The organism is Streptococcus periodonticum (assembly GCF_003963555.1).
GTDB lineage: Bacteria > Bacillota > Bacilli > Lactobacillales > Streptococcaceae > Streptococcus > Streptococcus anginosus.
Window position 1 is genome coordinate 108020 of sequence record NZ_CP034543.1, and the last position, 14481, is coordinate 122500.

Genomic DNA, 14481 nt, shown 5'->3' on the forward strand with positions numbered 1-14481 from the left:
TAACTAGTAAAGAATTAACTGGTTAATCAGAAAAGGAGCAACATGAGTCAATTAGCACATGAAATGGATCATTTCTTAAATGAAATCATTTTAAAAGCCGAGAATCAGCATGAGATTTTGATTGGTTCTTGTACAAGTGGAATGCCTTTGACAAATACTCAAGAGCACATCTTGATGTTGCTGTCTGAGGAGTCGTTGACAAACTCAGAGTTGGCGAAGCGCTTAAACGTCAGTCAAGCAGCTGTAACAAAGGCCATCAAATCGCTCATCAAACAAGAAATGCTGGAACCTTTTAAGAATCAGAAAGATGCGCGTGTTATTTTTTATCGGTTGACAGAATTAGCGAAGCCAGTTGCCGCGGAGCATCATCATCATCATCAGCATACATTGGAAATTTACGAAAAAATCGCCAATCAATACACTCCTAATGAGCAAGCTACCATTCAAAAATTCTTGGAAACCTTAGTAGGAGAAATCGGAAAATGAGATATATCACAGTTGAAGATTTGTCCTTTTATTATGATAAGGAGCCTGTGTTGGAGCATATTAACTATTATGTGGATAGTGGTGAGTTTGTGACTTTGACAGGTGAAAATGGAGCAGCAAAAACGACCTTGATCAAGGCTAGTCTTGGGATTTTGCAGCCTCAATTTGGTAAGGTGACGATTTCTAAGACGAATACAGCTGGCAAGAAGTTGCGGATTGCTTATTTGCCGCAGCAAATCGCTAGTTTTAATGCGGGTTTTCCAAGCACCGTCTATGAATTTGTTAAATCAGGTCGGTATCCGCGTAAAGGATGGTTTCGTCGTTTGAATGCGCATGATGAAGAACATATCAAGGTCAGTCTGGACGCCGTTGGCATGTGGGAACATCGAGACAAGCGGATTGGCTCGCTGTCAGGCGGGCAAAAGCAGCGGGCAGTGATTGCGCGCATGTTTGCTTCGGATCCGGATGTTTTTGTCTTGGATGAGCCGACAACGGGGATGGATGCTGGTAGCAAGGATGAATTTTATGATTTGATGCACCACAGTGCGCATCGGCATGGCAAGGCTGTTCTGATGATTACACATGATCCAGAGGAAGTCCGAAAATATGCGGACCGCAATATTCATTTGGTACGAAATCAAAATTCGCCATGGCGCTGCTTCAATGTTCACGAAAGTGACAAGGAGGAGGTGAGCCATGTTTAATTTATTAGCTTACGATTTTATGCAGCGAGCTTTTCTAGCAGTGATTGCTATGAGTCTGTTTTCGCCGGTTTTAGGAACTTTCTTGATTTTACGTCGTCAGAGTTTGATGAGTGATACGCTCAGCCACGTGTCGCTTTCGGGGGTTGCTTTTGGCTTGGTGCTAGGCATCTCACCTACGATTTCAACTGTCATTATTGTGATGATTGCGGCAGTCTTCTTAGAATACTTGCGGACAATTTACAAGGATTTTATGGAAATCGGAACAGCAATTTTGATGTCGACAGGACTTGCCATTGCTTTGATTGTGATGAGCAGGGGTAAAAGCTCTAGTTCCATGAGCTTAGACCAATATTTGTTTGGTTCTATTGTCACGATTAGTACGGAGCAGGTGATTTCACTCTTTATCATTGCGGCAATCGTGCTGGCATTAACCTTCCTCTTCATTCGACCAATGTATATTTTGACCTTTGATGAGGATACAGCTTTTGTGGACGGTCTGCCTGTGCGCACCATGTCCATTCTGTTTAACATTGTGACAGGTGTTGCCATTGCCCTCATGATTCCAGCGGCAGGTGCGTTGCTGGTATCAACCATTATGGTTTTGCCGGCAAGTATTGCTTTGCGGTTGGGGAAGAACTTTAAATCCGTTATCTTGTTGGCAAATATCATCGGCTTCTTAGGTATGATTGCTGGTTTGTATATTTCGTATTATGCAGAAACGCCAGCCAGTGCAAGTATTACCATTATTTTTGTCGGCGTATTTTTACTAGTAAATTTATTGAAAAAATTTATCAAATAGGAGTAAGAAATGAAGAAAATTGGTCTATTAGTAGCAAGTTTACTGAGCATCTTTTTAGTGGCTTGTTCCAATCAAAAAAGTGCAAATGGGAAATTAAATGTTGTCACAACATTTTACCCGATTTATGAATTTACCAAGCAAGTGGCAGGCGATACTGCCAATGTCAAACTCTTGATTGGTGCAGGAACAGAACCACATGAATATGAACCTTCTGCTAAGGCGGTTGCAACGATTCAAGATGCAGATACTTTCGTTTATGAAAATGAAAACATGGAAACTTGGGTGCCAAAATTGCTTAAAACCTTGAAAAAAGGTAAAGTGAATGTGGTGAAGGCGACTGGGAAGATGTTGCTACTGCCTGGTACAGAAGAGGAAGAAGACCATGATCATGGGAGCGAAGGACACCATCATGAATACGATCCCCATGTATGGTTGTCACCAAAACGTGCCATTAAAATGGTGGAGAATATTCGCGACAGCTTAAGTAAACGCTACCCAGATAAGAAAGTCACTTTCCAAAAGAATGCAGCAGCTTACATTAAAAAATTAGAAGCTCTGGATAAGGAATACGCAGCGGGATTGGCAAATGCCAAACAAAAGAGTTTTGTGACACAGCACGCAGCCTTTCGTTATTTAGCGTTAGACTACGGTTTGAAGCAAGTGCCTATTTCAGGACTTTCACCAGATAGTGAGCCTTCAGCGGCACGTTTGGCTGAATTGACAAAATATATTAAGAAAAACAATATCAAGTACATTTACTTTGAAGAAAATGCTTCTCAAGCTTTGGCATCTACTTTGGCAAAAGAAACAGGTGTGAAGTTGGATGTGCTCAATCCACTTGAAAGTCTAACAGAAAAACAAACCAAAGACGGGGCAGATTACATTTCAATCATGAAGTCCAACTTGAAAGCCTTGAAAAAGACAACCGATCAAGCAGGCGCTGAGATTTCTGCTGAAAAAGAGGAAAATACGAAGACTGTACAAAATGGTTACTTTGAAGATAGTGCTGTTAAAGACCGTACTTTGTCTGACTACGCTGGTCAATGGCAATCTGTCTATCCATATTTGCAAGACGGAACTTTAGACCAAGTCTTTGATTACAAGGCAAAATTGAGTGGTAAGATGACAGCAGCTGAGTACAAAGCGTATTATGAAAAAGGCTACAAGACAGATGTGTCTCATATCAATATCACAGATAAGACTATGGAATTTGTAGTCAACGGACAAAAGAAGAAATATACTTATAAATATGTTGGTAAGCATACATTGACGTACTCTAAAGGAAACCGAGGCGTGCGTTTCATGTTTGAAGCGACAGACCCAGATGCAGGTAAGTATAAATACGTTCAATTTAGCGACCATAATATTGCACCAACGAAAGCAGCGCATTTCCATATCTTCTACGGTGGTGAAAGCCAAGAAGCCCTCTTTAACGAATTGGAAAATTGGCCAACTTACTACCCAACGAAATTAAGCGGACAAGAAATCGCTCAAGAAATGCTTGCGCATTGATAAAACCACAAATTTCTATACAGAAAGAGAAAAATCGAGTTGAGCAATCTTCTCGATTTTTTGCTTGACAATTGTTGATTACAGATGTAAACTATAAAAGAATCAAAAATTACAATTGTAATCAGAAAAGAGATGAGAGAATGGAACAACAAAATATTAGTCAGGCAGAGTGGCAAGTTATGCGCGTACTTTGGGCATATCCTCATATCAGAAGCACGGAAGTGATAGAGCGGCTAGAAACTGATTTTGCTTGGAAGCCCGCTACTGTTAAAACCTTACTTAATCGTCTGAAAACCAAAGAGTTTATTTCAATGGAAAAAATTGAAGGCAAATTTTACTATGATGCTCTGATCTTAGAAGATGAGCATTTGGAAAATAGTTGGCGAACCTTACTTGACAATATGTGCAATACCAAGCATGGTGATTTAGTGATTTCAATACTAGAAAGCAATCAATTCAGTCAAATGGATTTGTCCCGAATTTTGGATGTTGTAAAAGAAAAGCAAGTTCAAGCGCCGGAGACGATTCAGTGCAATTGTCCACCAGGTCAATGTACTTGTGGCGCGCATTGTCAAGATGACACGAATCAATCGAAAATGGCGGAGTAAGAAATGGGAAAAGACAAAAAAGAGTATAAATTATCCGGCATGACCTGTGCAGCTTGTGCGATGACCATTGAAATGGTCGTCAACGATTTGTCAACAGTAGAAGAAGCCACGGTGAACTTGGCGACGGAAAAATTGACAGTTTTTCCCAAAGAAGGATTTGCAAGCGAGCAAGTCTTAGACGCTGTGAAAGAAGCAGGCTACCAAGCGACAGAAAAGGGAGAACAAAGGCGGTCTGATTATGCGAAGCAAGTCGCAGAAAAGCAAGAAAACGTGCGCAAAATGGCGTGTCAGATTTGGTTTGCGGCAGGAGCGACCGTGCCACTCCTCTATATTTCAATGGGGAGCATGATTGGCTTGCCGTTACCCTCCTTTTTAGATCACATGACGCATCCCATTGCCTTTGTATTGGCGCAATTTTTCCTTACTTTGCCAGCGATTTGGGTTGGCCGCGGTTTTTATGTACGTGGTTTTCGGAATTTGGCAAAACGGCATCCGAACATGGATAGTTTGATTGCTGTAGGAACGAGTGCAGCCTTTCTGTATAGTTTGTACTCAGTCGTTCAAGTTTTACTGGGGCATCATACTTTTGTACACCAGTTGTATTTTGAATCAGTTGGTGTGATTATCACTCTTGTTTTACTGGGGAAATATCTGGAAGCCAATGCCAAGGGTCGAACCTCACAAGCGATTCAAAGTTTGATGAGTTTAGTACCCGACCAAGCGACCGTTATTCGCTATGGCGAAGTCGTAACAATTGATACAGAAGACATCAAGGTTAGAGATATTGTGCGGATTAAACCGGGAGAACGTATGCCAGTAGACGGTGTGGTTATCTCTGGACAAACCTATGTGGATGAGTCTATGATGACAGGTGAAAGTGTTCCTGTCGAAAAAAACGTCGGAGATGTGATTACCAGTGCCACTATGAATCAAACGGGTTCTATTGACTATGAAGCAACCAAAGTCGGTTCGGACACAACTTTAGCTCAGATTGTTCATTTGGTAGAGGAAGCGCAAGGCTCGAAAGCGCCTATTGCGGCTATGGCAGATAAGATCTCGCTCTATTTTGTACCAATTGTCTTGAGTTTGGCAGTTTTAGCAGCTCTGTTGTGGTACGTTCTGGCAGGAGAAAGTTTGCAATTCTCGCTTTCTATCTTTATTGCGGTGTTGGTCATTGCTTGTCCCTGCGCGCTTGGGCTAGCTACTCCGACGGCTATTATGGTCGGCACGGGGAAGGGCGCTGAAAATGGCGTCTTGATTAAGTCGGGGCAGGCTCTTGAAGCGACTCATTTGGTAGATGTTGTCGTTCTGGATAAGACAGGTACGATTACCGAAGGGAAGCCAAGTTTGACGGATGTGTTGACTTTTGGTGATGTCACACGGGAAGAATTGCTGCATTTGCTTGCAAGTAGTGAGCAACATTCAGAGCATCCGCTGGCAATTGCTATTTTAGAAGCCGCTAAAGCGGAAGCTATACCATTAGCATCGGTAACAGATTTTCAAGCGATTTCAGGTAAAGGGATTATAGCTCAAGTAAAAGCTCAAGAAATTCTAATTGGGAATGAAAACTTAATGAGACAATACCAAGTCGAGCTCGGAGAACATATCTCTGACTTGATTTCTTTATCTCATCAAGGAAAGACGGCTATGTTTGTCGCTTTGGATAGACAACTGGTGGGGCTGGTAGCGGTCGCTGACCAAATCAAAAAAAATAGCCGTGAAGCTATTGCTGAATTGCAAAAAATGGGCTTAGAAGTGGTGATGCTGACAGGGGACCGTGAGGAAACAGCTCAAGCCATTGCAAGAGAAGCTGGTGTCGATCAAGTGATTGCAGGGGTATTTCCAGGCGGCAAAGCAGATGTCGTCAAGAATTTGCAAGCGCAGAGGAAAAAGGTTGCCATGGTGGGTGATGGAATCAATGATGCACCTGCTCTGGTGCAAGCTGAAGTTGGGATTGCCATTGGTTCTGGAACGGATGTGGCTATTGACTCAGCCGACATTGTTTTGATGCACAGCGACCTTTTAGATGTGGTGACAGCCATTCGCCTCAGTCAGGTTACGATTAAAAATATCAAAGAAAATCTTTTCTGGGCTTTTGCCTACAATACCTTAGGAATACCAATCGCAATGGGTCTCCTGTATGTATTTGACGGTCCGCTGCTCAATCCTATGTTAGCCGGCCTTGCCATGAGCTTTAGCTCTGTTTCTGTCGTCACCAATGCGCTGCGTTTACGGCGCTTTAAAATAAAATCATAAAAGGAGTTCATCATGAAACAAATTGTTACTTTAGAAAATATATCTTGCCAAAATTGCGTGAAGCATGTCACCGAGCACTTCCTAAAATTAGAAGGTGTATCGGATGTCCAAATTGATTTAGATACAAAGGTTGCTACTGTCACGACCGATCACACTCACAGTGCAGAAGATTATCAGGCGGCACTTGCTAAAACAATTTATAAAGTTGTTACTGTTGCATAGAAAAAAGAGGCTGGGCAAAAAGTGTCCCAGCTTCTATTAGAATTAGTAATAAACGAATAACTCAGCTTCAACAATTCACTGAATTGTTGAAGGCGGGAAATCAGCCTTGCACAGCAAGCTGCTATGATTGCTCAAAGCAGTACTTTGGGGTGGCAGATAAAACTTGCGAAGCAAGTATCAAAGCTGTTCGCTTTTCAAGCTCGGAAGAGCACTTTTGATGAAAACTTCGTTTTCTTCATCTGCAACTTTAAACAGCTTGATAATTGTTTAAGCACTCTTGCGGGGGAGGGACTACGAACTAAAAATTTTCGATTTTTAGTTCTGCCCCACTCCCATTATTTTTTAAATCAATCCTTTTTCAAAACTTTGAGAGGTAGCTTCGACACTAATTTTTTCGAGTGTAAAAGGATGTGTGAAAGTTAAACGATGAGCATGGAGCATGAGACGTTTTGTTTTTTGCGGATTGTACAATGGGTCGCCAACAATGGGGTATCCATGATGAGCGAGGTGTACACGGATTTGATGAGTTCGCCCAGTTTTAAGTTGACACTTGATAAGGGTGTTGTTTCCAATTTCTTTGAGCTTAGTGACCTGCGTTTCAGCGTATTGACCGTTTTTGTTATCCACTAGCCGTTTTCGCCGATTGTGACGGTCGCGCCCGATTTTATCTGTATAGATTTGACGTTTTTTGGGGAATACTCCTTGTACCAAAGCCCAATATTCACGCGAAATTTCCTTGTTTTCTAGCAATCGATTTAAGATTGGCAAGATAAAAGGATTTTTCGCAAAAAGGACAGCCCCACTAGTTTCCTTGTCCAAGCGATGAACGACATAGCATGTACTTCCAACATGAGCAGAGACATGATTTAAAAGCGCCAGCTCTGCCGGTTCATTGGCATGTGTTTTCATACCTTCAGGTTTATTGACAATGATGATGTGTTCATCTTGATATAATTCTTCCACAAGATCAGCTTTGCCCATTAAAATAGACTTTTCTGGATAATCTTCTTCGTCAAAGATTAAAGCAATCGCATCAGCTGGATGAATCCGACTTTGCCAGTTAATGGGTTGTTGGTTTACAAGGACGTGTTTTTTAATGCGCAGAAAATGGCGAATCTTTCGTGGAATCAAAAAATGTTCTTCCAGCAGTTCTTTGACTGTCATCTCTGGCAGACCTTGTGGAATCGTAATTGTAAAATGCATGATTTTATTGTAACAAAATAGTAGATGATTGCAAATAGTCAGCTAACTCTTGAACAATTTCTTAAAGTTTTCTAAACGAAACGCTTGATAAGAGGTCCTTTCTTGTCTGGATATGGAGAAGGTGATAGAATAGGGATATGAAAAAATTGAGTGAATTATTTGAAATAGTAGTGAATCATTTTAAAAAGGACAGTCCTGAGCGCAACCATCAAGAGGTGACAGAGGTAGAAGAAAGCGAATCGCATTTGAGCCGTTCTGGGAAAAGCCGAAAAAAGCCAATTTCTCAGCATCCATTTCGTCGATTTTGGCGTCGCTATCACCTGACGAAGATTGTTTTGATTCTGGGACTTGGTTTTGGTTTGGTGACAGGGGGCTATCTCTTTTATGTTGCCAAATCCACTAATGTGAATGATTTACAGAATGCGTTGAAAGCAACGACATCAATTTATGATAAGGACGGAAAAAAAGCGGGCAGCTTGTCAGGGCAAAAGGGAACTTACGTAGAATTGTCCAAAATTAATCCGAACTTACAACATGCCGTCATTGCGACAGAAGACCGTTCCTTTTATAAAAATAGTGGGATTAACTACGGTCGTTTTATTCTAGCAATTTTAACGGCTGGGCGTTCTGGTGGTGGTTCTACCATTACACAACAATTAGCTAAAAATGCTTACTTATCTCAGGATCAGACCATTGAGCGGAAGGCAAAAGAGTTTTTCCTAGCTTTAGAATTAACTAAAAAATATAGTAAAAAGCAGATTCTCACTATGTACCTCAACAATTCTTACTTTGGGAATGGTGTGTGGGGTGTAGAAGATGCCTCTAAAAAGTACTTCGGCGTATCTGCCAGTCAGTTGACCCTCGACCAATCTGCTACTTTAGCAGGAATGCTCAAAGGACCGGAACTATATAATCCGCTTGCTTCTATCAAAAACGCAACGAATCGACGCAATACCGTTTTACAAAATATGGTAGCAGCAGGTTATATCAATCAAAATACTGCAAACCAAGCAGCAGCAAATGGTTTAGGTAGTCAATTGGTAGATGCTTATACAGGAAAATCGGCAGATTATCGTTATCCGTCTTACTTTGATGCGGTTATCAATGAAGCAGTACGTGATTATGGCTTGACAGAAGCTGATATTGTCAATAACGGCTATCGCATTTACACAGAGCTAGATCAAAATTACCAAGCTAGCATGCAAGTTATCTATGATCGTAAAGATTTATTTCCACAAGCAGCAGATGGTACGAGGGCCCAATCTGGCAGCGTAGCACTAGACCCTAAAACGGGAGGAGTTCGTGCGCTTGTTGGGCAAATCAATAGTACGAGTGCCAATTTCAGAAGTTTTAACTATGCCACACAATCTTCAAGAAGCCCTGGCTCGACTATTAAGCCCTTAGCAGTTTACAGCCCGGCAGTTGATGCAGGCTGGTCCATCAATAAAGAGTTAGACAATAGCACAACAACGTATGGAACTTACACCGTGAACAACTATGGTGGGATTCAATCCAGTTCGACTGTGCCAATGTATCAGGCTTTAGCGCAATCCTTAAATATTCCAGCGGTTGCTGCTGCTAATGAATTGGGACTGAAAAAAGTTTTTGAATATGGTAAAAAATTTGGCTTGAATATGGATAAAGTGGATCAGACTCTTGGGGTGGCTCTCGGCAGTGGCGTAACAACCAATCCGCTACAAATGGCACAAGCCTACTCGACTTTTGCCAATAATGGTGTTATGAATGATGCTCATTTGATTACCAAAATCGAAAATGCTAGTGGACAAGTAGTCAAAACTCATAAATCAACTTCAACGCGAGTGCTTAACCGCTCAACAACAGAAAAAATGACCAGTATGATGCTGGGAACATTTACCAATGGTACCGGTGTTTATGCTGCTCCTTACGGCTATGACATGGCTGGGAAGACAGGAACGACAGAGACTGACTTTAACCCAGATTTATCAGGAGACCAATGGGTTATTGGTTACACGCCAGATGTGGTGATTAGTCAGTGGTTAGGTTTTCCAAAGACAGATGAAAATCATTATCTGACAGGTACAAGTGCCAATGAAGCTTCAGCTATTTTCCGAAGTGTGGCAAATAGTATCTTACCGTATACAAAGGGTACGAAGTTCGGTGATGAAAATGCCTATGCAAAAAATGGTATTGCACCGGTTGATACGAGTGGTACAAATAACACTACGAATCAAAGTGACAATCGTTCAGATGTCTTGAAAGATGTGCAAGATAAAGCTAAGAATTTGGTTGACCAAGCGAAGAAAGCAATTGACGATGCTAAGATTCCTGAAAAAGCACAGAATCTTTGGGACACGGTTAAGAGTTGGTTCCAATAGACTTGTCAAAAATAGGCTTTCTTGATATAATAAACAAGATGGAGGCGTTATGGCACTAAAAAAAGCGAGTCTGGCGTGCACGGTTTGTGGATCGAGAAACTATTCAATCAAAGTGAGTAGTACGCCAAAACCAAAACGTCTGGAAGTAAATAAATATTGTAAACATTGCAGTAAATACACGATTCATAAAGAAACTAGATAGGAGAAAGTTGTGAAATTTATTAAAGATACATTTCAAGTATTAAAAGATACAACTTGGCCAACTAGAAAGCAAAGCTGGGTAGATTTTATCTCAGTTATGGAATACACAGCTTTCTTTGTCGTCATTATTTATCTTTTCGACTTACTTGTCACAAGAGGTTTGGTACGATTGTTAAATATCTTTTAAATTTTAGCCTGCTTGTTGTTTTATCAAGTAGGCTTTTATCTTTTATTATAAAAATAGCAGTAAAAAGATTGCATTTGCTATTTTTGTGGTATAATAGGGCTAGAAAGAAACCGAAGCCCACAGGCTTTTTTATTTAGGAAAGGAAGAACTCATGGACAGTTTTGATAAAGGCTGGTTTGTCTTGCAGACATACTCAGGATATGAAAATAAAGTAAAAGAAAATCTTTTACAACGTGCACAAACCTATAATATGTTGGAAAATATTTTGCGCGTAGAAATTCCAACGCAAACGGTACAAGTGGAGAAAAACGGAAAAACCAAAGAAGTTGAAGAAAATCGTTTCCCAGGTTACGTCTTGGTAGAAATGGTGATGACAGACGAAGCATGGTTCGTCGTACGGAACACACCAAACGTAACAGGCTTTGTCGGCTCACATGGAAACCGCTCTAAACCAACACCGCTTTTGGAAGAGGAAATTCGCCAAATCTTGATTTCAATGGGACAAACCGTTCAAGAATTTGATATTGATGTGAAAGTTGGCGATACCGTACGTATCATTGACGGCGCTTTTGCAGATTATACGGGTAAAATCACCGAAATTGACAACAACAAAGTGAAAATGATTATTTCGCTATTCGGGAATGATACAGTTGCCGAAGTAAATCTAAACCAAATTGCTGAATTATAATCAAAAAGCAAGCTAGAATCAGTATATGCAGAAATTGATTCCTAGCGTGCTTTTTTATGCTATCTATTTTTATCCAAAATAATAAATTCATTCTAAAACTACTTGTCCACTATTTGCCCACCAACTTTATCAGATTTGATCTGATTTAACCTGACGGAAAATCAAAAAAGCCCGACTTTACGGGCTTTTCATTCGGTTAATTCCTGTTAAATTAGGTACTGAAAGGCGGTAGACGGATTTGAACCGACGATCAAGCTTTTGCAGAGCCGTGCCTTACCACTTGGCTATACCGCCACAACGTTTATTATTTTATCCTAAAAAATCGTTTTCGTCAAGAGTGTAGATTGGTTTCTCTTTGTAAAATTTTAGTGTTTTCCGATTAAATTTAATCATTAAAGTGGTGAAATTATCATTTTGATAAGCCAAAGAAAAGGTTGGATTGATAGTTTTTCTTGCTTTAGTTAAGGTAACAATAAGATAAACTTGTTTAGCTGAACCAACTGACTTCAAAAATATCAGCCACCATCTTCCTAAAAGTAAAGAAGTCATAAGTTAATTTCTCGTTACTTGCTTCCTTTTTTTAATAATTATATCCATCTCATATGACATTTCTAAAATTAGATGTTTGTATTTTTGGCTATGGGAACTTCTTTAATAAAAACAAATAAATGTTGCCAGCTATCAAATTGAAAGAAAAAGTTTAAGAAAAATAAAAAAAGCTGAAAAAAGGTATTGACAAGAAGAGAAGGAGATGATATACTAAGATAGTTGTCGCTTGAGGGGCGACAAAGACCTTTGAAAACTGAACAAGACGAACCAATGTGCAGGCGACTGTTTAAGAAGACAGTCCGTCAAACATTAAGAAGAAACAATAAATCTGTCAGTGACAGAAATGAGTGAGAACTCAAACTTTTAATGAGAGTTTGATCCTGGCTCAGGACGAACGCTGGCGGCGTGCCTAATACATGCAAGTGGAACGCACGAGGTACACCGTAGTTTACTACACCGTACTTTGTGAGTCGCGAACGGGTGAGTAACGCGTAGGTAACCTACCTTTTAGCGGGGGATAACTATTGGAAACGATAGCTAATACCGCATAAGATATCTTACTGCATAGTAAGATATTAAAAGATGCAATTGCATCACTAAGAGATGGACCTGCGTTGTATTAGCTAGTAGGTGAGGTAACGGCTCACCTAGGCAACGATACATAGCCGACCTGAGAGGGTGATCGGCCACACTGGGACTGAGACACGGCCCAGACTCCTACGGGAGGCAGCAGTAGGGAATCTTCGGCAATGGGGGGAACCCTGACCGAGCAACGCCGCGTGAGTGAAGAAGGTTTTCGGATCGTAAAGCTCTGTTGTTAAGGAAGAACGAGTGTGAGAATGGAAAGTTCATGCTGTGACGGTACTTAACCAGAAAGGGACGGCTAACTACGTGCCAGCAGCCGCGGTAATACGTAGGTCCCGAGCGTTGTCCGGATTTATTGGGCGTAAAGCGAGCGCAGGCGGTTGGAAAAGTCTGAAGTGAAAGGCAGTGGCTCAACCATTGTAGGCTTTGGAAACTGTTTAACTTGAGTGCAGAAGGGGAGAGTGGAATTCCATGTGTAGCGGTGAAATGCGTAGATATATGGAGGAACACCGGTGGCGAAAGCGGCTCTCTGGTCTGTAACTGACGCTGAGGCTCGAAAGCGTGGGGAGCGAACAGGATTAGATACCCTGGTAGTCCACGCCGTAAACGATGAGTGCTAGGTGTTGGGTCCTTTCCGGGACTCAGTGCCGCAGCTAACGCATTAAGCACTCCGCCTGGGGAGTACGACCGCAAGGTTGAAACTCAAAGGAATTGACGGGGGCCCGCACAAGCGGTGGAGCATGTGGTTTAATTCGAAGCAACGCGAAGAACCTTACCAGGTCTTGACATCCCGGTGCCCGTCCTAGAGATAGGATTTTGCTTCGGCACACCGGTGACAGGTGGTGCATGGTTGTCGTCAGCTCGTGTCGTGAGATGTTGGGTTAAGTCCCGCAACGAGCGCAACCCTTATTGTTAGTTGCCATCATTCAGTTGGGCACTCTAGCGAGACTGCCGGTAATAAACCGGAGGAAGGTGGGGATGACGTCAAATCATCATGCCCCTTATGACCTGGGCTACACACGTGCTACAATGGCTGGTACAACGAGTCGCAAGCCGGTGACGGCAAGCTAATCTCTGAAAGCCAGTCTCAGTTCGGATTGTAGGCTGCAACTCGCCTACATGAAGTCGGAATCGCTAGTAATCGCGGATCAGCACGCCGCGGTGAATACGTTCCCGGGCCTTGTACACACCGCCCGTCACACCACGAGAGTTTGTAACACCCGAAGTCGGTGAGGTAACCGTAAGGAGCCAGCCGCCTAAGGTGGGATAGATGATTGGGGTGAAGTCGTAACAAGGTAGCCGTATCGGAAGGTGCGGCTGGATCACCTCCTTTCTAAGGAAAAAACGGAAGCCATTGAGTTTGTCTTGTTTAGTTTTGAGAGGTCTTGTGGGGCCTTAGCTCAGCTGGGAGAGCGCCTGCTTTGCACGCAGGAGGTCAGCGGTTCGATCCCGCTAGGCTCCATTAGGATAGAATCCTACTGAACTTAATAAAGAAGTGAAGTTGAATACGAGACTAACTTCTTAGGAAAAAAGATAAACTTCCTTGTGTTCATGGAACACAGCGTTAGTTTCTTATTTTTCTACAGAAGTTTTCGCAAGCGAACCGTCTCTTAATATCCTAAATTTAGCACATTGAAAATTGAATAACGATATCAAATAGTAACAAGAAAATAAACCGAAAACGCTGTGAATATTAATGAGTATATGACTGAGAGGTCAAAAATAAGGTTAAGTTAGTAAGGGCGCACGGTGGATGCCTTGGCACTAGGAGCCGAAGAAGGACGTGACAAACGACGAAATGCCTTGGGGAGCTGTAAGTAAGCGTAGATCCAGGGATGTCCGAATGGGGGAACCCAACAGGTAGATACCTGTTACCCGTATCTGTTAAGGATATGAGGAGGAAGACGCAGTGAACTGAAACATCTAAGTAGCTGCAGGAAGAGAAAGCAAAAGCGATTGCCTGAGTAGCGGCGAGCGAAAGGGTAAGAGGGCAAACCGAGAAGTTTACTTCTCGGGGTTGTAGGACTGCGATGTGGACTTAAAGATTATAGAAGAAGACCTTGGGAAGGGTTGCCAGAGAGAGTAAGAGCCTCGTATTTTAAATAATCTTTATACCTAGCAGGA

General features: G+C 41.9%; 13 protein-coding genes, 2 tRNA genes and 2 rRNA genes (1 of these 17 running past the window's edge). 14 read left to right on the forward strand and 3 right to left on the reverse strand.

The window, feature by feature from the left end:
- Nucleotides 1–42: 42 nt before the first annotated feature.
- The 7 genes from EHW89_RS00575 to EHW89_RS00605 all read left to right on the forward strand — a co-directional run bounded on the left by EHW89_RS00575 (nucleotide 43) and on the right by EHW89_RS00605 (nucleotide 6587).
- Nucleotides 43–486 carry a zinc-dependent MarR family transcriptional regulator gene (locus EHW89_RS00575; RefSeq protein WP_003027297.1) on the forward strand — a complete coding sequence of 148 codons (444 nt, stop codon included), beginning with the start codon at nucleotides 43–45 and terminating at the stop codon, nucleotides 484–486.
- Entirely contained in the window at nucleotides 483–1190 is a 708-nt protein-coding gene (locus EHW89_RS00580; protein WP_126466395.1) for a metal ABC transporter ATP-binding protein, read from the forward strand. The genes EHW89_RS00575 and EHW89_RS00580 overlap by 4 nt, the downstream gene beginning before the upstream one ends.
- A complete protein-coding gene (locus EHW89_RS00585; protein WP_003032021.1) occupies nucleotides 1183–1989 on the forward strand; it encodes a metal ABC transporter permease in 807 nt (268 codons plus the stop codon). The genes EHW89_RS00580 and EHW89_RS00585 overlap by 8 nt, the downstream gene beginning before the upstream one ends.
- A 9-nt stretch (nucleotides 1990–1998) precedes the next feature.
- On the forward strand, nucleotides 1999–3501 hold the full coding sequence (locus EHW89_RS00590; protein ID WP_126466396.1) for a zinc ABC transporter substrate-binding protein AdcA: 1503 nt from the start codon (nucleotides 1999–2001) through the stop codon (nucleotides 3499–3501).
- A 140-nt stretch (nucleotides 3502–3641) separates the two neighbouring features.
- Nucleotides 3642–4109: a CopY/TcrY family copper transport repressor gene (locus EHW89_RS00595; protein ID WP_126466397.1), complete on the forward strand. Its 468-nt coding sequence runs from the start codon at nucleotides 3642–3644 to the stop codon at nucleotides 4107–4109.
- A 3-nt stretch (nucleotides 4110–4112) separates the two neighbouring features.
- Nucleotides 4113–6365: a heavy metal translocating P-type ATPase gene (locus EHW89_RS00600; protein ID WP_126466398.1), complete on the forward strand. Its 2253-nt coding sequence runs from the start codon at nucleotides 4113–4115 to the stop codon at nucleotides 6363–6365.
- A 12-nt stretch (nucleotides 6366–6377) separates the two neighbouring features.
- Nucleotides 6378–6587, forward strand: a complete 210-nt coding sequence (locus tag EHW89_RS00605; protein ID WP_003032027.1) for a heavy-metal-associated domain-containing protein — start codon at nucleotides 6378–6380, stop codon at nucleotides 6585–6587.
- Nucleotides 6588–6929: 342 nt separating this feature from the next.
- Here EHW89_RS00605 and EHW89_RS00615 read toward each other — a convergent pair whose 3' ends face one another.
- Nucleotides 6930–7790, reverse strand: coding sequence for an RluA family pseudouridine synthase (locus EHW89_RS00615; protein WP_126466400.1), 861 nt, complete (start codon nucleotides 7788–7790; stop codon nucleotides 6930–6932).
- Between the two features lie 137 nt (nucleotides 7791–7927).
- Between EHW89_RS00615 and pbp2a the strand changes: the two genes are divergently transcribed.
- The 4 genes from pbp2a to nusG all read left to right on the forward strand — a co-directional run bounded on the left by pbp2a (nucleotide 7928) and on the right by nusG (nucleotide 11223).
- Nucleotides 7928–10147, forward strand: a complete 2220-nt coding sequence (pbp2a, locus tag EHW89_RS00620) for a penicillin-binding protein PBP2A (protein ID WP_126466401.1) — start codon at nucleotides 7928–7930, stop codon at nucleotides 10145–10147.
- 49 nt (nucleotides 10148–10196) lie between these two features.
- On the forward strand, nucleotides 10197–10349 hold the full coding sequence (gene rpmG / locus EHW89_RS00625) for a 50S ribosomal protein L33 (protein WP_003027324.1): 153 nt from the start codon (nucleotides 10197–10199) through the stop codon (nucleotides 10347–10349).
- Nucleotides 10350–10358: 9 nt separating this feature from the next.
- Nucleotides 10359–10535: a preprotein translocase subunit SecE gene (gene secE / locus EHW89_RS00630; RefSeq protein WP_003027327.1), complete on the forward strand. Its 177-nt coding sequence runs from the start codon at nucleotides 10359–10361 to the stop codon at nucleotides 10533–10535.
- 151 nt (nucleotides 10536–10686) lie between these two features.
- Nucleotides 10687–11223 carry a transcription termination/antitermination protein NusG gene (gene nusG, locus EHW89_RS00635; RefSeq protein ID WP_003027329.1) on the forward strand — a complete coding sequence of 179 codons (537 nt, stop codon included), beginning with the start codon at nucleotides 10687–10689 and terminating at the stop codon, nucleotides 11221–11223.
- Between the two features lie 223 nt (nucleotides 11224–11446).
- On the opposite strand, the gene EHW89_RS00640 is transcribed toward nusG, so the two are convergent.
- A tRNA-Cys gene (locus tag EHW89_RS00640) sits at nucleotides 11447–11517 on the reverse strand.
- A 15-nt stretch (nucleotides 11518–11532) separates the two neighbouring features.
- On the reverse strand, nucleotides 11533–11772 hold the full coding sequence (locus EHW89_RS00645; protein WP_022526394.1) for a hypothetical protein: 240 nt from the start codon (nucleotides 11770–11772) through the stop codon (nucleotides 11533–11535).
- A 362-nt stretch (nucleotides 11773–12134) separates the two neighbouring features.
- Between EHW89_RS00645 and EHW89_RS00650 the strand changes: the two genes are divergently transcribed.
- The 3 genes from EHW89_RS00650 to EHW89_RS00660 all read left to right on the forward strand — a co-directional run.
- A 16S ribosomal RNA gene (locus EHW89_RS00650) occupies nucleotides 12135–13690 on the forward strand.
- 56 nt (nucleotides 13691–13746) lie between these two features.
- Nucleotides 13747–13819 (forward strand) — tRNA-Ala (locus EHW89_RS00655).
- 264 nt (nucleotides 13820–14083) lie between these two features.
- Nucleotides 14084–14481 (forward strand): 23S ribosomal RNA (locus tag EHW89_RS00660); it runs 2503 nt beyond the window's last position.
- Together the 16S and 23S rRNA genes with 1 tRNA gene alongside form the textbook arrangement of a ribosomal RNA operon.